This is a genomic window from Mucilaginibacter sp. A3364 (assembly GCF_059690715.1).
In genome coordinates this window covers 102,553-123,408 of record NZ_JCAWED010000003.1, presented here as the reverse complement: position 1 = coordinate 123,408, position 20,856 = coordinate 102,553, and the positions used below count along the sequence as shown (strand labels likewise).

General features: G+C 44.0%; 24 protein-coding genes. 18 read left to right on the top strand and 6 right to left on the bottom strand.

Annotated elements, in window-relative coordinates; translation table 11 throughout:
- Positions 1-49: 49 nt before the first annotated feature.
- The 7 genes from hemB (at position 50) to hemJ (ending at position 6,408) form a co-directional block, all read left to right on the top strand.
- Positions 50-1,021, top strand: coding sequence for a porphobilinogen synthase (hemB, locus tag AC59JT_RS18765; RefSeq protein WP_497401941.1), 972 nt, complete (start codon positions 50-52; stop codon positions 1,019-1,021).
- Between the two features lie 98 nt (positions 1,022-1,119).
- On the top strand, positions 1,120-2,487 hold the full coding sequence (gene hemL / locus AC59JT_RS18760) for a glutamate-1-semialdehyde 2,1-aminomutase (protein WP_497401936.1): 1,368 nt from the start codon (positions 1,120-1,122) through the stop codon (positions 2,485-2,487).
- A 2-nt stretch (positions 2,488-2,489) separates the two neighbouring features.
- Positions 2,490-3,356, top strand: coding sequence for a sensor histidine kinase (locus AC59JT_RS18755; RefSeq protein WP_497401934.1), 867 nt, complete (start codon positions 2,490-2,492; stop codon positions 3,354-3,356).
- Between the two features lie 13 nt (positions 3,357-3,369).
- Positions 3,370-4,074, top strand: coding sequence for a response regulator transcription factor (locus tag AC59JT_RS18750; RefSeq protein WP_497401932.1), 705 nt, complete (start codon positions 3,370-3,372; stop codon positions 4,072-4,074).
- A gap of 3 nt (positions 4,075-4,077) precedes the next feature.
- Entirely contained in the window at positions 4,078-4,599 is a 522-nt protein-coding gene (locus tag AC59JT_RS18745; protein WP_497401930.1) for a tetratricopeptide repeat protein, read from the top strand.
- Positions 4,600-4,739: 140 nt separating this feature from the next.
- The gene (hemE, locus tag AC59JT_RS18740; protein WP_497401928.1) at positions 4,740-5,765 is read left to right on the top strand and encodes a uroporphyrinogen decarboxylase; all 1,026 of its coding nucleotides are present in this window, start codon (positions 4,740-4,742) and stop codon (positions 5,763-5,765) included.
- A 103-nt stretch (positions 5,766-5,868) separates the two neighbouring features.
- Positions 5,869-6,408: a protoporphyrinogen oxidase HemJ gene (gene hemJ, locus AC59JT_RS18735; RefSeq protein WP_497401926.1), complete on the top strand. Its 540-nt coding sequence runs from the start codon at positions 5,869-5,871 to the stop codon at positions 6,406-6,408.
- Between the two features lies 1 nt (position 6,409).
- On the opposite strand, the gene vapC is transcribed toward hemJ, so the two are convergent.
- Positions 6,410-6,811: a type II toxin-antitoxin system VapC family toxin gene (vapC, locus tag AC59JT_RS18730; RefSeq protein ID WP_497401924.1), complete on the bottom strand. Its 402-nt coding sequence runs from the start codon at positions 6,809-6,811 to the stop codon at positions 6,410-6,412.
- On the bottom strand, positions 6,812-6,991 hold the full coding sequence (locus AC59JT_RS18725; RefSeq protein ID WP_497401922.1) for a type II toxin-antitoxin system VapB family antitoxin: 180 nt from the start codon (positions 6,989-6,991) through the stop codon (positions 6,812-6,814). It lies immediately after the preceding gene.
- Positions 6,992-7,123: 132 nt separating this feature from the next.
- On the opposite strand from AC59JT_RS18725, the gene AC59JT_RS18720 reads away from it, so the two are divergent.
- The 4 genes from AC59JT_RS18720 to AC59JT_RS18705 all read left to right on the top strand — a co-directional run bounded on the left by AC59JT_RS18720 (position 7,124) and on the right by AC59JT_RS18705 (position 10,418).
- Positions 7,124-7,693: an RNA polymerase sigma factor gene (locus AC59JT_RS18720; RefSeq protein ID WP_497402354.1), complete on the top strand. Its 570-nt coding sequence runs from the start codon at positions 7,124-7,126 to the stop codon at positions 7,691-7,693.
- The gene (locus AC59JT_RS18715; protein ID WP_497401920.1) at positions 7,683-8,438 is read left to right on the top strand and encodes a hypothetical protein; all 756 of its coding nucleotides are present in this window, start codon (positions 7,683-7,685) and stop codon (positions 8,436-8,438) included. Before AC59JT_RS18720 ends, AC59JT_RS18715 begins: the two co-directional genes overlap by 11 nt.
- Before the next feature lie 41 nt (positions 8,439-8,479).
- Complete coding sequence (locus AC59JT_RS18710; RefSeq protein ID WP_497401918.1) at positions 8,480-9,328, top strand: outer membrane beta-barrel protein; 849 nt, start codon at positions 8,480-8,482, stop codon at positions 9,326-9,328.
- A gap of 91 nt (positions 9,329-9,419) precedes the next feature.
- On the top strand, positions 9,420-10,418 hold the full coding sequence (locus AC59JT_RS18705; protein WP_497401916.1) for an ABC transporter ATP-binding protein: 999 nt from the start codon (positions 9,420-9,422) through the stop codon (positions 10,416-10,418).
- A 202-nt stretch (positions 10,419-10,620) separates the two neighbouring features.
- On the opposite strand, the gene AC59JT_RS18700 is transcribed toward AC59JT_RS18705, so the two are convergent.
- A complete protein-coding gene (locus AC59JT_RS18700) occupies positions 10,621-11,085 on the bottom strand; it encodes an SgcJ/EcaC family oxidoreductase (protein ID WP_497401914.1) in 465 nt (154 codons plus the stop codon).
- A gap of 925 nt (positions 11,086-12,010) precedes the next feature.
- Here AC59JT_RS18700 and rpsL point away from each other — a divergent pair.
- The 6 genes from rpsL to AC59JT_RS18670 all read left to right on the top strand — a co-directional run bounded on the left by rpsL (position 12,011) and on the right by AC59JT_RS18670 (position 17,472).
- Positions 12,011-12,424 carry a 30S ribosomal protein S12 gene (gene rpsL / locus AC59JT_RS18695; protein ID WP_230545452.1) on the top strand — a complete coding sequence of 138 codons (414 nt, stop codon included), beginning with the start codon at positions 12,011-12,013 and terminating at the stop codon, positions 12,422-12,424.
- A gap of 19 nt (positions 12,425-12,443) precedes the next feature.
- Positions 12,444-12,911 carry a 30S ribosomal protein S7 gene (rpsG, locus tag AC59JT_RS18690; RefSeq protein WP_497401912.1) on the top strand — a complete coding sequence of 156 codons (468 nt, stop codon included), beginning with the start codon at positions 12,444-12,446 and terminating at the stop codon, positions 12,909-12,911.
- A gap of 103 nt (positions 12,912-13,014) precedes the next feature.
- Positions 13,015-15,126: an elongation factor G gene (gene fusA / locus AC59JT_RS18685; RefSeq protein WP_497401910.1), complete on the top strand. Its 2,112-nt coding sequence runs from the start codon at positions 13,015-13,017 to the stop codon at positions 15,124-15,126.
- Between the two features lie 111 nt (positions 15,127-15,237).
- Positions 15,238-15,543, top strand: coding sequence for a 30S ribosomal protein S10 (gene rpsJ / locus AC59JT_RS18680; RefSeq protein WP_022830652.1), 306 nt, complete (start codon positions 15,238-15,240; stop codon positions 15,541-15,543).
- Between the two features lie 105 nt (positions 15,544-15,648).
- Positions 15,649-16,296: a hypothetical protein gene (locus tag AC59JT_RS18675; RefSeq protein ID WP_497401908.1), complete on the top strand. Its 648-nt coding sequence runs from the start codon at positions 15,649-15,651 to the stop codon at positions 16,294-16,296.
- Positions 16,297-16,374: 78 nt separating this feature from the next.
- Entirely contained in the window at positions 16,375-17,472 is a 1,098-nt protein-coding gene (locus AC59JT_RS18670; RefSeq protein WP_497401906.1) for an acyltransferase family protein, read from the top strand.
- Here the strand turns inward: AC59JT_RS18670 and AC59JT_RS18665 are convergent.
- From AC59JT_RS18665 to AC59JT_RS18655, 3 genes are read right to left on the bottom strand one after another with little or no spacing between them, the layout of a single operon-like run.
- Positions 17,469-18,185 (bottom strand): DUF92 domain-containing protein, encoded by a 717-nt coding sequence (locus tag AC59JT_RS18665; RefSeq protein WP_497401904.1) that lies wholly within the window; start codon positions 18,183-18,185, stop codon positions 17,469-17,471. The two genes, AC59JT_RS18670 and AC59JT_RS18665, sit on opposite strands and share 4 nt — an antisense overlap.
- Positions 18,186-18,190: 5 nt before the next feature.
- Positions 18,191-18,625, bottom strand: a complete 435-nt coding sequence (locus AC59JT_RS18660; protein WP_497401902.1) for a hypothetical protein — start codon at positions 18,623-18,625, stop codon at positions 18,191-18,193.
- Between the two features lie 9 nt (positions 18,626-18,634).
- On the bottom strand, positions 18,635-19,444 hold the full coding sequence (locus AC59JT_RS18655) for a hypothetical protein (RefSeq protein WP_497401897.1): 810 nt from the start codon (positions 19,442-19,444) through the stop codon (positions 18,635-18,637).
- 133 nt (positions 19,445-19,577) lie between these two features.
- Between AC59JT_RS18655 and AC59JT_RS18650 the strand changes: the two genes are divergently transcribed.
- The gene (locus AC59JT_RS18650; RefSeq protein WP_497401892.1) at positions 19,578-20,837 is read left to right on the top strand and encodes a prephenate dehydrogenase/arogenate dehydrogenase family protein; all 1,260 of its coding nucleotides are present in this window, start codon (positions 19,578-19,580) and stop codon (positions 20,835-20,837) included.
- Positions 20,838-20,856 lie beyond the last annotated feature (19 nt).

Genomic DNA, 20,856 nt, shown 5'->3' with positions numbered 1-20,856 from the left:
AACAGAATAAACCACCATGGACTATCGACCATGGTCCATGGACTGAGTTATGCTACAACGACCACGAAGAAACCGAAAAAGTGAAGTTATACGCCAAATGGTGCAGGAAACGCATGTTAGCGCGGCTAACCTGATATTTCCGCTATTTATAGTGGATGGCGTTAACCAAAAAACCGAGGTTGCATCAATGCCCGGCATTTTCAGGTATTCTATTGATAATTTACTGCGCGAGGTTGAAAGCTGTATGAAGCTGGGTTTAAAGGCGTTTGACCTGTTCCCAAACATCAGCGAAGAACTAAAGGATAAATACGCTACCGAAAGCTACCGCGACGAAAGCCTTTACCTTCGTGCTATACGCGAGGTGAAAAAGAACTTCCCGGAGGCTTGCGTTATCACCGACGTGGCCATGGACCCATACAGCAGTGATGGCCATGACGGTATTGTTGAAAATGGCGAGATATTGAATGACGAAACGCTGGAGGTTTTAGGCAAAATGGCAATTGCCCACGCGCAATGCGGTGCAGATATCATCGCGCCAAGTGATATGATGGATGGCCGTGTAGGTTATATCCGCGAAACTTTGGATGATGCCGGTTTTAAGCACGTATCGATCATGTCGTACTCGGCTAAGTATGCCAGCGCGTTTTATGGTCCGTTTAGGGATGCTTTGAATTCGGCACCTAAGTTTGGCGATAAAAAGACTTACCAGATGAATCCGGCTAACCAGCGTGAGGCGTTGATTGAATCGCGCCTTGACGAGGCCGAAGGTGCCGACTTTTTAATGGTAAAACCGGCACTGGCTTACCTGGATGTAATAAAATTAATAAAAGACGATACCGAACTACCTGTAGCAGCTTACAACGTAAGCGGCGAATACGCCATGCTAAAAGCCGCCGTACAAAAAGGCTGGCTAAACGAGCAGCGCGCCGTTACCGAAGTATTGACCAGCATCCGCAGAGCGGGCGCAACGGCGATATTGACGTACCATGCTAAGGAAGTGTTGGAGAATGGGTGGCTGTAGAAGCCAGTCTATAGTCGATGGTCGATCCATCACTGTGTGAATGAAATATTAAATGATAAAAACTATGGACTATCGACTATGGTCCATCGACTAAAAATATGTTAGACTCGATAAAAAAAATGTTTTCAAGTGATGATGAGCTGCCGTTGAATACCACGGGCAAACCAGACATCAGTAGAGAGAAATCGGCGGAGTTGTATGCTAAGGCAAAAACGTTTTTTCCGGGTGGGGTAAATTCGCCGGTTAGGGCTTTTAAATCTGTTTATGGTACGCCGCTGTTTATTAAAAAAGGTGACGGAAGCCACATTTGGGATGCTGATGATAACGAGTTTATCGACTACTGCGGCTCATGGGGACCGCTGATCTTGGGCCATAATAACGCCAAGGTACGTGAAAAAGTTATCGAGGTAATGCAAAACGGTATGTCCTTTGGCGCACCTACTGCTTTGGAGAACGAACTGGCCGAACTTATCCTCAAAAATAACAAGTACATACAAAAACTGCGCTTTGTAAGTTCGGGAACTGAGGCTGTAATGTCGGCCATTAGGTTGGCTCGTGGCTATACCAAGCGTGATAAAATATTAAAGTTTGAGGGATGCTACCATGGTCACTCAGATTCATTGCTGGTTAAGGCAGGCTCGGGTTTGGTTACTTTTGGCGAGACTTCTTCGGCAGGTGTGCCTAAAACTTTTGCTGATGAAACCATCGTTATCGGGTTGAATGATATCGACGCTTTGAAAAAGGCGTTTGAGGATTTTAAAGACCAGATAGCCGCGGTAATTATCGAGCCTATCCCGGCTAACAATGGTTTGTTGTTGCAAACTAAAGAGTACTTGCAATCGCTATGCGAAATATGTACAGCTAACGGCACTTTGTTGATTTTTGATGAGGTGATCTCAGGTTTCCGTGTAGGATTTGAAGGCGCGGCCGGATACTACCAGATCCAACCGGACATCATCACCTACGGTAAAATTATCGGTGGTGGTTTACCGGTGGGGATGTACGGTGCTTCGGCCGAGATCATGGGGCATATATCACCAGATGGTGGAGTTTATCAGGCCGGCACCTTATCAGGCAATCCGGTAGCTATGGCAGCCGGTATAGCGCAGCTGAGCGAATTAGCGCGTAGCGGTTTCTACAAGGATCTGAATAATAAAACTACCGAGTTTGTTGATGCTATTCAACGCTTCGCGACAGCAAGAAGTTATAAATTTAAGGTGTTTAGCGTTGGCTCTATATTTTGGTTCGCGTTTACAGATCAGGCTGCTATCAGCAAAGCTGATGATATTGACCCGGCTAGCATGGAGAAATTTAAGATTATGCACCGCGAATTGTTGAACAGGGGCATTTATTTTGGTCCTTCAGGGTACGAGGTTGGCTTCATATCAGCGGCCCATACCAAGATAGATTTGGAGAAAACAAAAAGAGCTATATTTGATAGTTTGGATCTGGTGTTTAAAAAATAAATATGAAACGCACATTAGTAATTTTTTACGCACTAATAATTTACGCCGCCGCGCAGCTTGTATGGTGGGGTTATAAGCTGGTAACTTTGCAGCCCGAGCGTGTAAACATGGTGTGTAGCGAGGGTTCGATGTTTGTTATTGTGCTGGGCTTTGGTGTGTATTATATGCATCGCTCTATTAACAAGCAGCAGCAGTTGCAGGAGCAGAAAAAGAACTTCCTGCTATCTGTAACGCATGAGCTGAAATCGCCTTTGGCATCAATTAAATTGTTACTGCAAACCATCCAAAAGCGCGATCTGACCAAAACGCAGATCAATGATTTTATAGGTAAATCGTTAATGGATATTGAACGTTTGGATGATATGGTTGAGAATATGTTACTGGCCTCGAAAATTGAGAACCGCTCGTATTCGTTTCCTAAAGCCAGCTTTAACTTATCGGTTTTGGTTGATGGTATTGTTAATCGTTTGCAGATCAATAAATGCGACGGTATGCGCAAAATTATTAATGCCGAAATTGAATCGAAGATTGAGATTACCGGCGATAAGTTTGCGTTAACATCGGTTGTAAACAATTTGATAGAGAATGCGGTTAAGTATTCCGGTCCGTGCGAAACGGTAGATGTGAAACTGTTTACCAAGGACGGAAAGGTTTACCTACAGGTGGCCGATCATGGCATTGGCATCCCAGACGAGGAAAAACCTCGTATTTTTGAAAGATTTTACCGGGTAGGTAGTGAGGAAACCCGCAATACCAAAGGCACCGGCCTTGGTTTATACATTGTTAAACAAGTGTTGGATAAGCACGAAGCTACCATCAGGGTCAAAGACAATCGCCCGGCGGGAAGCGTATTTGAGGTTGTTTTTTAATATTAATTAAATTATGCCAAGCAGAAAAAGAATTTTATTGGCCGAAGATGAAGAGCATCTTTTAGAAGCCATCAAACTTAACCTTGAGCTGGAAGGTTACAAAGTATCAACCGCTAACAATGGTAAAAAAGCGCTGCAGTTATTTAAAGAGGAGCGTTTTAACCTGGTAATACTGGATGTGATGATGCCCGAAATTGACGGCTTTGTAGTTGCCGAAACTATCCGTTTAGAAAACTCGGAAGTGCCTATCATGTTCCTTACCGCCAAAAATACCAACGAGGATAAAATTGCCGGTTTAAAGAAAGGTGCGGATGATTACCTGACTAAGCCTTTTAACCTGGAAGAGCTTATTTTACGTGTAAACAACCTGGTAAAACGCAGCTTAAAAGGCGACGACCTGAAAGAGTTTAACAGCTATAAAATAGGTGATAAAACCATCCACTTTAACTCGTTTGAGTTGGTTAATGGCGATGGCAGCATCACCCCGCTAACAAAAAAAGAAACGATGTTATTAAAGCTGCTGATAGAACGCAGAAATGAGGCCGTATCGCGCGAGCAAATATTAGAAACCGTGTGGAACTATGACGTGTACCCGTCAACCCGTACCATCGATAACTTTATCCTTACTTTCCGCAAGTATTTTGAACCGGATCCGAAAAACCCGGTTTACTTTCACTCTATCCGCGGCGTGGGCTATAAATTTACCGATCAGCACTAATTAATGTTTACAAACTGGGCACGTGTAATTGTTATAGGCGCTTTTTTGCTGATCATGCCGTTTGCTATGCAGTACAAGGTGTATGAAGTTATACCTTTTATACTGCTGTTTATAGGCCTGATCATCTGGGGGTATTTTAAAGAAGGTACCATTATACTGGCGGCCAAAGCTTTTCACGTAAAAGATTACAATAAAGCCGAAAGCCTGCTTAAACAAGTGCCAAAGCCCGAGTGGCTAAGCAAAAAGCGCAGGGGCTTTTACGAGTTTATAATGGGCGGGATTTACCTGCAAAGGCAAAATTACCCCGAAGCAGAAAAGCATTATGAAACTGCGGCTCTGTATCCGCTACGCTCCATTAATGATCACGTGGCGGCACTAGTGCATGTGGCCAACATCAGCATACGCAATAGCAATTTTGAAAAGGCCAAGGCGTATTTAGCTATGGCCGATAAACACGAAGAAAAAACATCAGCCAAAATGAAAGACGTAGTAAGACGTTTGCATTTGGAGCTGGATAAAAAATAAAACAAAAGAGGGGTGTCACCCTGAGCTCGGTCGAAGGGTGAGCGCAGAGGCCTTTGCCTGCATGCTTCGAGGGAGCTCAACATGAAACCCAATTTAATAATACCCGGAGACGCAAAATATTGCGTCTCTACAATGACATTATGAGAGATTCATTATTTATAAAAGCCGCATTTTCTGAAAAAACCGAACGCCCACCTGTATGGATGATGCGCCAGGCCGGCCGTTTTATGCCACAGTACTGGGAAATTAAAAACAAGTACTCGTTTTTAGAAATGTGCAAAACGCCGGAGATAGCGGCAGATGTGACCATGTTACCGGTTGACTTGCTGGATATTGACGCGGCTATCCTGTTTTCGGATATATTGGTTACAGGCGAAGCCATGGGCGGCGATCTGAGCTTTACGCAAGGTGTTGGTCCTAAGTTTGCTAATCCGGTGCGTACGCAAAAAGACATTGACAACCTGAGCACCGATTGCATTGGCGAACTGCAATATGTGGCCGATGCGATAAAGGTTATTCAGCAACGTTTGAATGGTCGTATCCCGCTGATCGGTTTCGCAGGTGCGCCTTTTACGGTAATGAGCTATTTGGTTGAAGGCGGATCATCAAAAGATTTTAAGCTAACCAAATTGATGCTGCATAACGAGCCCGAGATGGCGCACCAGCTATTATCAAAGATAGCTACCGTTACGGCTGATTATTTGAATTTGCAAATTGAGGCCGGCGTTAACGCTATCCAAATATTCGATAGCTGGGCACAGGCTTTGGCATGGGATGATTATAAAGAATTTTCGCATAACTACATCGCGCAGATCATCAGCAAGCTGAATCGTAAAGATATCCCGGTGATCTCTTTCTGTAAAGGCAGCTCGGTTTTCGCGCCGCTGATGGCCGAAACTAAACCGGATGTAATCTCTATCGACTGGAACGTTGACCTGCTGGACATTAAAAACCGTTTACCACAAGGTATAGCCGTACAAGGCAACCTTGATCCGCATATTTTGTATGCCGATAAAAAGGTGATCAAAGAACGCATACATCGCCTGTTTAACCGCATGAACGGCACCGACGGCTACATATTCAACCTTGGCCACGGCATTATGCCCGATATCCCGTTTGATAATGTGAAGTACGCGGTGGAGGTGATAAAAGAATATAAATACTAATATAATAGAAACAGGGTGTCACCCTGAGCCCCGTCGAAAGGTGAGCGCAGAGGCCTTTGCCCTCATGCTTCGACGGAGCTCAGCATGACACCACGCGCAGGCGATGGTGCAATACTATAACTACATATTAGCCATACACATCATATTTGTAGTCTGCTGGATGGCGGGACTGTTTTACATGGTGCGCCTGTTTATTTACCATACCGAAGCGCAGCAGCGCGATGAACCGGCACGTACCATCCTTTCAGAGCAATTTGAGGTGATGGAGAAAAAACTGTGGTGGATTATCGCTACGCCATCTATGTACCTGGTGTTGGCGGCCGGTATAACCATGCTTTGCTTATCGCCGGGCTGGCTGCAAATGGGCTGGATGCATATCAAACTAGCCTTTGTGCTTGGCCTGATCACCTATCACTTTATCTGCCAAAAGAAGATGAACCAGATGCGCAAAGGCATCTACACCTGGACATCAACCCAATTACGTTTGTGGAATGAGCTGGCTACGCTTATCCTATTCGCTATCGTTTTCCTGGTAGTATTGAAAAGCTCGCTCAACTGGATCTTCGGGGTGGTGGGGATTATTGCTTTCTCGCTGGTGCTGATGTCGGCGGTGAAGGTTTATAAGTATTTTCGGGAGCGGTAGGTTAAACTTGCACCGTTTTCAAATCTGTAAAAGCAGCAATGTTTGTAAAATCCTTATCATCGTGAAGGATGCTAACGTTATTTTTGATTGCGTATATTGCTATTAGACAATCATTAGGCTTTCTGATTGTTATTCCTTTTTTGCGAAGATCTCTATACAGCGCGGCAGCTTCTACGGCATAGTTATAACCAGCTGCTGGCAACTTAACTATATTATTTAGGCTATTGCTTATAGCAAGATGATCTTTATCGCTAACTATTCCTTGCAAAACTTCCTGAACAATAACCGGGCATGTAGCTGCCGATATATTATGGTTATTATTTCTTAAATAAACGCTGGCACCCGTTTCAATGCCTTTAAAGACATTGATCCATACAGATGTGTCAACTAAGATAACGTCCATTTATAGATAAGCTTTATCATCAACTTCAACCTTACCCCATAGGTCTAAAAGGCCCTTTTGGTTTTCCATTGTAATTAATAATTGTAATGCCTTTTCAACTAATGCTTTCTTTGTCTTTATATTACTTACTTTTTGAGCTTTAGCTAACAATACATCATCTATTTCAATATTTGTTCTCATGTGTACTAATTTTAATAAAGATACACATTATTCTAGAAATCTAGTATTCTATATTTCAAGAACATTAAATTTAAAAAATATTTCATACCCCGTGCAACCATTTGCTACTGCCTGCCATCTTACTAATAAATGATGCTACTAAAACCTACCTATACAATTGATGAACTACTAAGCCGTTGCAGGGCAGGCGAGCGGAAGGCGCAGGAAATGCTGTATAAGCAGTTCGCCGGTAAAATGCTGGCGGTGTGCATGCGTTACGCAACCGATAGGATGGAAGCCGAGGATATGCTGCAAAACGGTTTTATTAAGGTTTTTAAAAGCCTGGAAGGTTACCGGGGCGATGGTTCGTTTGAAGGTTGGATTCGTCGTATCATGGTGCATTGCAGTATTGAGTATTACCGCAAGCACCACAAAATGATGCAGGTGGTTGATGTTGCCGAAATGAACGACGAGCCATCAGTAAACCCTGCCGCCATGGCTAACATGGATGTGAAGGACCTGATGGGTTTGATACAGCAGCTATCGCCGGGATACCGCATGGTGTTTAACTTATATGCCATTGAAGGGTACTCGCACAAAGAGATAGCGGCGATCGTCGGCATCACCGAAGGGGCATCAAAGTCGCAATTGTCAAGAGCAAGGGCGATATTAAAAGAACAGGTTTGTAAAATGGAAGATAAAAGATATGGATATGCAGGATAAAGATTTTGACCGTTTATTTAACTCAAAACTAGGCGACCTTGAATTGGAACCGTCGCCCATGGTATGGGACAATATAGCCAACGAGTTGCATGGCAAAAAAGCTAAACGCGGCTTAGTACCTTACCTAAGCATTGCAGCAAGTGTGTTGGTATTGGCATCGGCAGCTTGGTTGTTTTTCAGGCCAACGGAGAAGGTTAATTTGAAGCCTTTTAAAGGAGATCAGGTTGCAGCGAAAGTGGACGCTCCGGTTACCGCGCCAAAACCGATTGAGCCGGTTTCTAAGATAGAAGATGTGACTAAGATCGATATTGAACAGGTAGCAACACTGACTAAAACAACTATAAAACCTACTTCAAAAGCAACCGCAGCGGAACCGGTAAAACAGGTGGTAACTACGTCGGCTATGCCGGAAATAAACACGCTAGCACCTGTTGAGCAACCTGTACTGGCCGTAGTTAGCCCAAAAATGCAGGATCAACCGTTGATGACGGTGCCGGATAAGGGAACGCCTTTGGCTATAACCACGGTAAGCACAGAAAAGATAACTACTATAACCGATAATACTGATGAATCGGCTAAACCTGTCAAAAGGCATGGTATACGCAGCCTGGGCGGTTTAATAAATGCCATAGTAGCCAAGGTTGATAAGCGCCAGGACAAACTGATAGAGTTTACCGAGGATGAGGACGAAGGTTCGAATTTAACGGGGGTAAACCTGGGCCTGGTAAAAATTAAAAAACAATAATCTACTTATACCATTATATACAATTTAATACACATACTATTATGAAACGCCTTTTATTAACCGCTGTTATTTGCGCGGTAGCAAGCCTGGGGTTTGCACAACGAACTAAAACCACTACCACTGTTACTACAACTACTACCGTTGTTGATAATGATACTACCATTAAGAGAGATACCTCGTTTGTAAAAGAAAGCCGCACAAGCATCCGCTTTAGCTTTGGCGACAGGCAGAAACGCCGCGACAGTCTGAAAGCCGCTGCCGAAAGACGCGAGCGCTTTAACTTTGGTTTGAAATTCAGGTTTGACCTGGGGTTAACTACCCTGATAGATAATGGCAGCTTTACCTTATCGCCAACTAACCAGTTTTTGAGCTATCGTTCATGGAAATCAAGCAACGTTGGTTTTGAGTTGGTGGAACTGGGATACCGCTTTGGTAATAACTTCAAAGTATCCCTGGGGGCAGGGTTCGACTGGACACTGATCCGCCTGCGCGAAAATATTACGATACAGAAAAATACACCTACTTTAACTTATGTGGTTGATAATATAAACTACAGTAAAAATCGTTTTTCATCAACCTACCTGCGTGTGCCTTTGAATTTCGAGATCAGGACGAATGAGAATGATGCCGGCAAGCGTTTCCGTTGGATAGTTGGTCCGGAAGCAGGCTTACTGTTGGGTGGCCGTGTTAAACAGATCAGCGAGGAGAAAGGTAAACAGAAAATTGACGACGACTACCACTTTACCAAACTGCGTTACGGCGCCTTTACCCGCCTGAGCTACGGCTTTGCAGGTATCTACGCCAAATATTACATGAACGATATGTTTGAGCACAGCCCGGCACAAGCGGGACTGAAGAACTTCGCTGTTGGCTTAAACTTTACCTTCTAAACAACCCTACTATACTACCTATATATTATAAAGCAAAAGGCTGTCCGGGACAATGGGCGGCCTTTTGTTGTTTTATGTATCTTTACCCGCTATGGCTAACCCATCATTTCTGCAGGCAATATCAGTAAGTAAACTATACCCGGGTAAACGTTTGGCCGGGCTTAAGCCTACCAGTCTTTCTATTGAACCCGGTAAAATAACGGCAATAATAGGCGAGAGCGGCAGCGGCAAAAGCACTTTACTGCGTTTGCTGTATGGTTTGTTGTCGCCGGATGAGGGGGAGGTGCGTTTTAAGGACGAGCGTGTTTGGGGGCCTGAAGAAAAGCTCATCCCCGGGCACGATGCCATGAAGATGGTAACCCAGGATACCGACGGCCTGAACATATTTGCCAAAGTGTGGGACAATGTGGCCGTAATGATACCCAACACCGACCTTAAAGCCAAAGAAGACAAAACCACCCGCGTACTCACCCAACTTAACATGTTGCGCATGGCCGATAAGCAGGTAGCCACCCTGAGCGGCGGCGAAAAGCAACGCCTGGCCATAGCCCGCGCGCTGGTTACCCAGCCCGAAGTTTTATTGTTAGATGAACCCTTTAACCAGGTTGATACCTCGTTTCGCGAGGGTTTGCAGCAGGATATACGGCAGGTAGTGCAGGAAACCGGCCTCACGGTGATCATGGTATCGCATGACCCGGCTGAGGTGCTTTCGATGGCTGATGTGTTGGTGGTTTTGCGAGAAGGGGAGATTGTAGAGATAGGTCATCCTAAGACCTTATACCAGCAGCCGCAAAATCTATATACCGCCAAGTTGTTAACCAGTTGCAATGTGCTAAGCGGTGCCGAAGCCGCGCAATGCGGTATCAGCACGCATGCCGATAATTTGGTGATCTATACCGAATGGGCGGTACCCACCAGCAGTTGGACGCGCAAGGACTGGACGGTAAAGCAAGTGCTGTTTAAAGGTAGCTACGAGGACCTGCTTGTGGAGAAAGGCGGCGTAACCCTGCGCCTGCTGAACGACCAGCCCGACAAGTACGTGGCAGGCGATAAAGTACATATCAAGATCAATAAGTACCTGGAATTTTAACGGTAGGGTGCGCCACTTTTAAAGTGGCGCATGTGGCGCAGCTGTTTTTTATAAAATATTGTTAGTCAGTATTTTATCGAAAAAAGCGGCGCAATGCGGCGCACCCGATTTTTATTTTAAGTAATTGATAATCAGGTTTTTAATTTTTATTAATATTGACGCTTTTTAAAAGTGGCGCACCCTGAGCGGGATATGTTTATGCTTATCCGGCAGTCCCGTTTCTCTCTAATTCGTGTTGTAATTCTTCCGTATGCTCTTTAACCAGCTCGGGCCGGCCGTGGTAGGCAGCGGGTGTATTTTGAAATACAGTTATCAGCCATTTATCGTGCTTACGTGTAGCAGTCAATATTTGTATGGCGTTAACATCAGGCTTTATCGTGTTTTGGCCCGGCGGCACCATGCCTGCTATGGCGCGTAATACGGCAACATCGGCGGATAGAAAACGCACTTCTTTCACTACAGCTACATAAGCCGCTGTTGGGTGGTCCTTAAATATTTGCGTTAAGGTGGTTTCAATTTCAAAATGTCCGTGCATGTGGCTGCCGTCAAAGCCTATCAGGGTACAATCATCATCGGTTAGGGCGGCCATGGCATGAGCGTCGCGATGGTTCCAGGCTGTCAGGTAGTCGTGATAGAGCTGGCGAATGGTAATTTGTTCGGTGGTCATAATAAGCTCAATTGGTTAATTAAACAACATGGCATAGTTTAAAAAGGTTTGCCCTGATCGGGTAAAACAAAAATACTTTAAAGCGTATTATACTATAAACACTTACACCATGAAAAAGATATTGAGTATAATACTATTAGCTGCTACCATCAGCATGATTGGTACAAGTTGCGGCTCGTTGCCTGAACGTAAAGCACCGCCGAAACCGCCGGGTGCACCGGGCAGGTAGTAAAAAGGTAAAACATCCGCTTCATTTGTTTGAGGCGGATGTTTTTGTTTATAGCCCGGTCAGACTTACAAAGTTTTTAAAACTTCGTAAGTCTGATTTTCGCTCCAAGAGTACACGCAAAGGCCTTTGCCCTCATGCTTCGACGGCGCTCAGCATGACACCCACACGTTCTTGCGTTAAGGATAGGAAGGGTTTAGCCACGACAAAGGAGTGGCCGCAGCGATAGCGGAGCCCTGGATAGCCTGACCCGACGAAGGAGGGTAACGCCATTGGTTCAGTTTACAGTTGGCAGTTTGAGTTAGCAGTTTTGTAACTCAGGCCACAAAGCATTTAATCTTTCTAAATCTTATCAAGGCTCTTTTTGTTAAAACACTTACTTAACCTAAGTACCATCAGCATCACAATTTGCCAACTTATCTACTCTTCATCTCACCAACTGCTAGTTAAAAAAACCTGTTCACCAAACAAGAATAAACCTAACCATAAACGAAATACTTTACCACTGTTTACCAGTCATTTGTATAAGTTTTCTCCTCGTTCCTCGTCGAAATGACAACTGTTTTTAGTGAATGCGAAATAAATTCTTCTAACCTCTTGAAAATCACAAATCAAGTCCGTACTTTTGCAGTCCCGAAAAACTGCCCACCAATGTAGGTTGGCGGCGGGATAACAAAAAAACAAAAACAGAAAGCAAGAATGCCTACTATCAATCAATTAGTTAGAAAAGGTAGAGTAGCTCTGGTTGACAAGAGTAAGTCGCCAGCGTTGGACAGCTGTCCACAGCGAAGAGGCGTGTGCACACGTGTGTACACCACTACCCCTAAGAAACCAAACTCAGCAATGCGTAAAGTTGCCCGTGTGCGCTTAACCAACGGTAAAGAAGTAAATGCTTACATCCCTGGTGAAGGTCACAACTTACAAGAGCACTCAATCGTGTTGATCCGTGGCGGTCGTGTTAAAGACTTACCAGGTGTACGTTACCACATCATTCGTGGCGCGTTAGATACTTCTGGTGTTGCAGGTCGTAACCAACGTCGTTCAAAATATGGTACTAAACGCCCTAAACCAGGTCAGGCAGCAGCTGCACCGGCAAAAGGTAAAAAGAAATAATTAAAGGAGGATAGTAATAATGAGAAAGTCAAAACCTAAAAAAAGAATCCTTCTTCCTGATCCAAAATTTAATGATGTTTTGGTAACCAGGTTTGTTAATAACATGATGTTTGACGGTAAAAAATCTACCGCTTACACTATATTTTATAACGCTGTTGACATTGTTGAGAAAAAAACAAGCGAAAGCGGTTTAGAGACCTGGAAAAAGGCTTTAAACAATGTTATGCCAGCTGTTGAAGTTAAAAGCCGCCGTGTTGGTGGTGCTAACTTCCAGGTACCTACTGAGGTTCGTCCGGAGCGTAAAGTTGCTTTGGGTATGAAATGGTTAATTAGCTATGCCCGTCGTCGTGGTGAGAAAACCATGATGGAGAAATTAGCTGGTGAGATCATCGCGGCCGCTAAAGGTGAAGGTGCAGCAGTTAAGAAGAAAGAAGATACGCACAAAATGGCTGAGGCTAACAAAGCGTTCTCACACTTCCGTTTCTAAATAAAACGATTACACAGATTTAATATAGGATTACACCGATTTTGTTATGATTGCAGATCGGTGTAATCATTAAATAAACACTGCTAATCAAAACAAACAGAAAATGTCAAGAGATCTAAAATATACTAGAAATATAGGTATTGCCGCGCACATTGATGCCGGTAAAACCACTACTACCGAGCGTATACTTTACTATGCTGGTGTGAGCCACAAAATAGGTGAGGTACACGAAGGTGCTGCTACCATGGACTGGATGGCACAAGAGCAGGAGCGTGGTATTACCATTACTTCGGCTGCTACTACAGTTAACTGGAAATACCGTGGCGATAACTACCACATGAACATTATTGATACCCCGGGTCACGTGGACTTTACCGTAGAGGTAAACCGTTCATTGCGTGTACTTGATGGTTTGGTGTTCTTGTTCAGCGCGGTTGATGGTGTTGAGCCACAGTCAGAAACTAACTGGCGTTTGGCTAACAACTACAACGTACCTCGTATTGGTTTCGTAAACAAAATGGACCGTAGCGGTGCCGATTTCTTGAACGTGGTAAAACAGGTTAAAGAAATGTTGGGTAGCGTTGCTATCCCATTGCAGTTACCTATCGGTGCTGAAGACCAGTTTAAAGGTGTGGTTGACCTGATCAACTTCCGTGGTATTGTTTGGAACGAGCATGATAAAGGTATGACCTTTACCGAAGTGCCAATTCCTGACGATATGTTGGAAGAAGCTACCGAGTGGAGAGAGAAATTATTGGAAGCAGTAGCTGAGTTTGATGATTCTTTGATGGAGAAATTCTTCGAAGATCCAACTACTATCACTGAGCGCGAAGTATTAGACGCTTTACGTGCCGCTACTTTGGCCGGTAAGATCGTTCCGATGACTTGCGGTTCATCTTTCAAAAACAAAGGTGTACAAACCATGCTTGACTACGTGATGGAGTTAATGCCTTCACCTTTAGATTCTAAAGGTGTTGTTGGTACTAACCCTGACACCGGCGAAGAGGTTTTGGTTAAACCGGATGTAAAAGAACCATTTGCAGCTTTAGCATTTAAAATTGCTACCGATCCATTTGTGGGCCGTTTATGCTTTATCCGTGTTTACTCGGGTAACCTTGACGCGGGTTCGTACATATACAACATGCGTTCTGAAAACAAAGAACGTATCAGCCGTATATTCCAAATGCACGCTAACAAGCAAAACCCTATCCCTAACGTAGGTGCAGGTGATATTGCTGCGGTAGTAGGCTTTAAAGATATTAAAACAGGTGATACCCTTTGCGATGAGAAAAGCAAATTGGTATTGGAGTCGATGAACTTCCCTGACCCGGTTATCGGTTTAGCTATTGAGCCTAAAACTCAGGCCGACGTTGATAAATTAGGTATCGCTTTAGGTAAATTAGCCGAAGAGGATCCAACCTTCCGTGTACAAACAGATCAGGATACCGGTCAAACCGTTATCTCAGGTATGGGTGAGTTACACTTAGACATTTTGATGGACCGCTTGAAACGTGAGTTTAAAGTAGAGGTTAACCAGGGTGCGCCACAGGTTGCTTACAAAGAGGCTATCACCGGTACTACCCAGCACCGCGAAACCTACAAAAAACAAACTGGTGGTCGTGGTAAATTTGCCGACATCCAGGTTGTTATTTCTCCGGGAGAAGAAGGTAAAGAAGGTTTAGAGTTTGTTAACGAGATCGTTGGTGGTTCAATCCCTCGCGAGTTCATCCCATCTGTTGAAAAAGGTTTCAAATCTGCAATGGATAATGGTGTGTTAGCAGGCTTCCCGCTTACCAGCTTAAAAGTTAGGTTGATTGATGGTTCATTCCACGCTGTCGATTCGGATGCGTTATCTTTCGAGATCGCAGGTCGTTCGGCTTACCGCGAGGCATTGCCAAAATGTAAACCGGTATTGTTAGAGCCGATCATGAAGATCGAGATCTTAACCCCTGAAGAAAACATGGGTGACGTTATCGGTGACATGAACCGTCGTCGTGGCCAGCTGCAAGGTATGGACACCCGTAACGGTGCACAGGTTATCAAAGCTATGGTACCACTTTCTGAGATGTTTGGTTACGTAACTCAATTACGTACTATCACTTCAGGTCGTGCTACTTCAACCATGGAATTTGATCACTACGAACCAGCTCCACGTAACGTACAGGACGAGGTTGTAGCTAAATCAAAAGGCCGTAAACAAGCTGAGATAGACTAAGCTAGAGATTAGTTGATTGGTGATTAGAAATTTTCATCAATCAACTTTTAAATAATAAATCCGGCTAACCTAATAAATAGCTCTTAGGAAACGCCATTAAACAAAAACAAAATGAGCCAAAGAATCAGAATCAAACTGAAATCTTACGACTACAATCTGGTTGACAAATCAGCCGAGAAGATCGTAAAAACAGTAAAGCCAACAGGCGCTGTAGTTAGCGGACCGCTTCCGTTACCAACCGAAAAGAAAATTTTCACAGTTTTGCGTTCACCACACGTGAACAAAAAAGCACGCGAGCAATTCCAATTGTGTTCTTACAAACGTTTATTGGATATCTACAGCTCAAATTCAAAAACTGTAGACGCGTTGATGAAACTTGAATTGCCTAGCGGTGTTGAAGTAGAGATCAAAGTGTGATAGGACCGGAAGATCCGAAACATATTAAAAGCCATCCGAGAAATTGGGTGGCTTTTTTTGTTGATCTGCCATTTCATTCAACACTATAAAATGTATATTTAAGCCATGAAACCTTATCTGTTTTTAGCACTGTTCGTGTTATTCACGTCAGCTGCTTCGGCCCAAATATTTGGCAAAACCTATAACCCGGGAGCTTATTACACTACCGATGGCGAAAAGCATGTTGGTTTGTTAGCAATGAATTTTGACCCGCCCGGTTTGTTTGGCTCGCCGGATAATACCATTTTTTTTAAAGCTGATAATAATTCGGACAGAGAGAAGATAAAGGTTAGTACTATAAAAAGCTTTATCGTGTCAAATAAAGACACAGCGCGTACCGATAGCTTCGTTGTTATCCATAACCCTAAACTTTCGCGCATTAAGTATGATTATGATATCATACAGGTACTGCATGACGGCGGCCCGGTAAAACTATATAACTACAAGCTAAAACGTAAGGTAGGCGCCGGGTTTGGCATGTCTATAATGGTTACGGCTACGGTAACCTATTACGATAATTACTATTATTATGGTGATACCGCTGATACAGCGGTAGAGATGAAGAAGAAGGACTTTGTAAATGTTATGAGTAAAATCCTGGAGGATGACCCTTCCGTTGTCAGGAAGATCCAGAACTTTACGTACACGATGGGCAAAATGCACGAAGTGATAAAAATTTATAACGCCAACAAATTAAAAACGGCAAGCATGTAAAGCTGGTAAATTATAAAATAACCATATGAAAGCCATCCTTATTTTCGGATGGCTTTTTTGTTTACGTACATTTAATGCATGAAACTGCAAAAACTGGAAGCAATACGTGGCTTTGTGGCCCTATATATTGTATTGCACCATTTTATATTTTTTAACCAAATGTATAAAAGCTACCAGGTTCCGGCTTTTGTGGCAAGAGTCTTTATGTTTCCCGCCGAAGCCGTGCTGGCTTTTTTTATGTTGTCGGGCTTTGTGATCTATCTTTCGGTTAACAGACATGCCGGTATAAGTTTTGGGCAGTATTTTAAAAGACGCTTTGTTCGTATCTATCCTATTATGTTATGTGTGTTTGCGTTGTCAACGTTGGTGTTTGTTGCTAATAACCGGCAGGGCTCAACCCTGTTTGGGTATCAGTTTTCATGTGGAGATGTAAAAACGCTTGTAGGTAATGTATTGATGTTGCAGGATAATGATGTGCAGCCCGGTACCATTGTTTTGCCTTATCTCAAAAACTTCCCGTTATGGTCACTATCCTACGAGTGGTGGTATTATATGGCGTTCTTCCCGTTGTTTTTGTATTTTTCAGCTAGTCGTTTCAAGTACCCGGTATATTATGTATCGTTTATTTCGTTGGCGGGATGGGGGCTTTTCCTGGTTTATCCATGCCATGTGTTTTTGATAATAGCTTACTTTTTGTTGTGGTGGATTGGCGTGGAATGCGGTAAGGTGTATTTACAAACAAAGCAATTTGAGTTTAAACAACTGTTACCGGCGCTAATAGGCGTGGCAGTTATGTGCGTGGCTATTGGGATGCCTGTATGCATAGCGCGTTTTATAAACCATGAAACTTACACCCAGATCAATGCCGACTATCCCATAACCTCGTATCTGCATTATTATGCAGCTTGCTTTATGTTTTTGGTGGTGGGTTTTGTGTGGTGGAAGTTTAAATTGTTGGGTTTCGGTTATATTCTGGGCCCATTCAAAAAACTGGCACCAATATCATTTGCCTTATACCTGGTTCACTTTCCGTTTTTGTGGTTGGATCTATCGTTTATCCCTAACCCTTTTGTGATAGTGCTCGTCAAGCTGATATTGATATTTAGCACTGCGTATTTGTTAGAAATGAAAATGCAGCCGGCTATTGATAAATACCTAAACAAGCGTAGTAGCTAAAACCAAAGCATAAGCAGGTAACAAACCCCGGCACCTACTGCGGTATTTAAAAAATTAACAGTATTGTTGCTAATAAGGCCCTTTCGCTCCAACAGCGCGCCAAGTATAGAGTCGGCCAGGTTGCCTATTGCGCCGGCTATAATGATGTGTAAAAAAAAGATATTCCACCCCGAGCCAACCGCATAAACACATGCAATAAGCATTGCACCGAAGATGCCTGTCAAGGTGCCTTCTAAACTAACTACACCATCTAATCCGCGGATATCTTTTTTTAAGGTGATGATGTTGTAAAAGCGTTTGCCGTAAACCACCCCCAGTTCTGATGACAAGGTATCCGCCGTTGCTGCTGCAAAGCTTCCGGCCAGCAATACCTTTATAAGATCAGCCTCGCCCGGGAAATGCCAGGCAAGCATGCTCAAAATGCCTGCAACACCACTATTAGCTAAAACCTGCCAGGCTGTGCGTGGGCCATAATCTTGCTCTGCCGCGTTGGTTAGGCCGGCTTTTTGCGAATGCTTCCAACCGGTAGCAGCAGACCCTAAAATCAAAAACAAGGTCATCATAGCAATGCCGCTAAGGCCCAGGCCTTCGTAAACCAGCAAACCTACCGCTGCGCCGGTGAACGAGCCGGTAATGGTAAGTTTTTGCCTGATATAGCTCCAGGTAGCGCCTATTGATAGTACGGCGTAAACGATAAGGTCGGTAATGGGCATAGGTGTTAATCTTCCGGGTGTAAAAAGTCCTGCCAAACGCCTTCCAGTTCGTCAACCAGTTCGGGTCGGATGGATATTCCCGATGCCTGGGGTGTCCAGGTTTGGGCGGCAAGGTTGCCTGTTTTCAGGATATCCAAACCAAGTATAGGTTCTTTATCAGGATTGAGCAATATATCTAATGCCAACGTCACCCGGTAATAATGCCTGCCTTTACGAAAAGCCAGGTAAGGTTCAGACACTACAATGCCTGATGCAAATATACCTTTGGGTTCAACGCCTACACGTATCACATAAGCACGATCGCCGGGTTGTATGGTTTTATAGCTAATGCAGCTCCAGTTGTCTTCGTATTTGCCGGTATCGGCCAGTTGTTTGATGTTGTCGTCAATATCGGCCCATGCAAATTTTTGCGGGTTCCAGCCAAACAGGTATGCTTTCATTTGGGGGGCTTATCCTCTTCCCATCAATTCGTCAACCTTATTACGTTCGGTTTGAAGTTCGCGGGCGAGTTTCTTTTCTTTTTCGTTGGCTTTAGCTTTGTAGGTTTTATATTCTTCTTCCAACTCATTGTATAATTTGGTTCGGTATTCAGCCTCATTTTTATTACTACCCGAACGGTATATCACAATAGCGGCAGCCGCGCCAAATATTAATACAAGGCCCCACATTATAAGGTTATAAGTGGCTTTGGTCAGGTTTATGCCTAAAAAGCTTATAGAGTCGGCCAGGGAGTTTGAAGTGTTCAGGCTTTCGCTTTTCTCGGCCACATCAGCCTGCAGACCGGTAATGTTTTTTTGTTGATCTGTTAATTTGCTATTCGCTTCTTTTAGCTGGCGGCGGGTGGCGCTAAGCGTGTCCATGGTGTTTTTCCAAAGCGCGGCTACAAACGGCTGTTGGTAGTTATAAACTTTGGTTAACAGGTATTGATATTGGCTCCTCAGGCTTTTATCAACCTGTACAGGTGCAACCGGTGCCGGGACTAGCGCAGTGCCGGCTGGCGGAGTAACTGCTTTTTTAAGGGTGTCGACAGCTTGTTTTGCTTTATAGGTTTTAGCGTAAGCGCCATAACCATAGCGTGAATAAGGTTTACCGGTTTTGGGGTTAATAGGTATGCCGCCAGGTTTGGTGGCCGCAGGGCTGCTTACTGATTTTTTAACGGTTGAACTCTTTTTCAAGGTATCCTGGGCAAAACCCGGGGCAACTGTAGTTAACAGCAGTATCAGCAAAAAATTAACCTTTAACATGTTATAATTATTCATAACGGTAAAATTATACAATGATATATTAAAAAAACAATGAAAACTACCTTTTATTGTTTGCAAAAAGGTAAACCTGTGGTGGTAATATTGGCTTAACTATACATTTATTGCCAGTCATGGTTATATTAGCGGCATGAATATCGGAATTATAGGTTTGGGAGATATGGGGCGCTTGTATGCAAAGGCATTCGCTAAAGCAGGCTATGCGGTTTGCGGGTGCGATATGCCTGCCAACAAGCAACGTATACAGGAGGAGCTGCAGCCATTCAACATCAATGTGTTTGATAATGGTAAAGAAGTGGCCACCATAAGCGACCTGCTTATATATTCTGTAGAGGCCGAAAAGATAAGTAGGGTAGTGGCCGAGTTTGCCGGGTTTACTAAGCCGGGCGCTATTGTTGCCGGCCAAACATCGGTTAAAACGCCCGAAATAGAAGCCTTTGAACAATACCTGCCTGCCGATACCCACATCATCACTTTTCATGGTATGCATGGCCCGGGTTTTGATCCTAAAGGCCAAACCCTGATATTAATACCTCACCGTACAGATGAGGCTGCTTACCAACGCATGTTGGATCTGTTTAAGGCCATAGGCTCAAGCATTGTTGAACTGAATGATTACCACGAGCACGACCGTATTGTAGCCGATACCCAGGCCGTAACCCACGTAGGTTTTGAAAGCATGGGCACAGCGTGGATGAGCGCCGGCTTCTTCCCATGGGAAAATGCATCCTACATAGGCGGTATTGATAATGTGAAGATATTAACCACGCTGCGCATTTTTAGCTACAAAGCTCACGTATACGCCGGGCTGGCTATATTAAACCCTTACGCTAAACAACAGGTAAGGCAATATGCCGTATCCGAATCTGAATTGTTTAAGCTGATGATACAGGAAGAGGAAATGGTGTTCAGGAAACGCCTTTACCGCGCGCGCGATTTTGTGTTTCATGAAAGCCGCAAACCGATAATGTTAAGTGATAAAGTGATGAAGGAGTTCTCACTGTCGCAAAATCATGATCTGCAAAAACCAAACTCACATTTAAGTATATTAAGTATGGTTGATGCCTGGTACCACCTGGGTGTAAACCCTTATGATAACCTCATCTGCCAAACCCCGCCGTTTCGCCTGCGTTTGGGGATTGCCGAATACCTGTTTAAAAACGATGAACTGCTGGAAGAATCAATCCAGGCGGCCCTGTACGATAAAACCATCCGTGGCGACGATCTGGAATTTCACTCGGCTGTGCGCGAATGGGCATCTATTATAGGCTACGGCGATATGGAAGGTTACAAAAAGCACTTTAACCAGGTACAGAACTTTTTTAAAGGCAGGCTTGAAGAGGGGAATAAGCAAAGCGCTGAGTTGATACGGAGGTTGATGACAGAATAATCTGTTAGATAGTTTATTT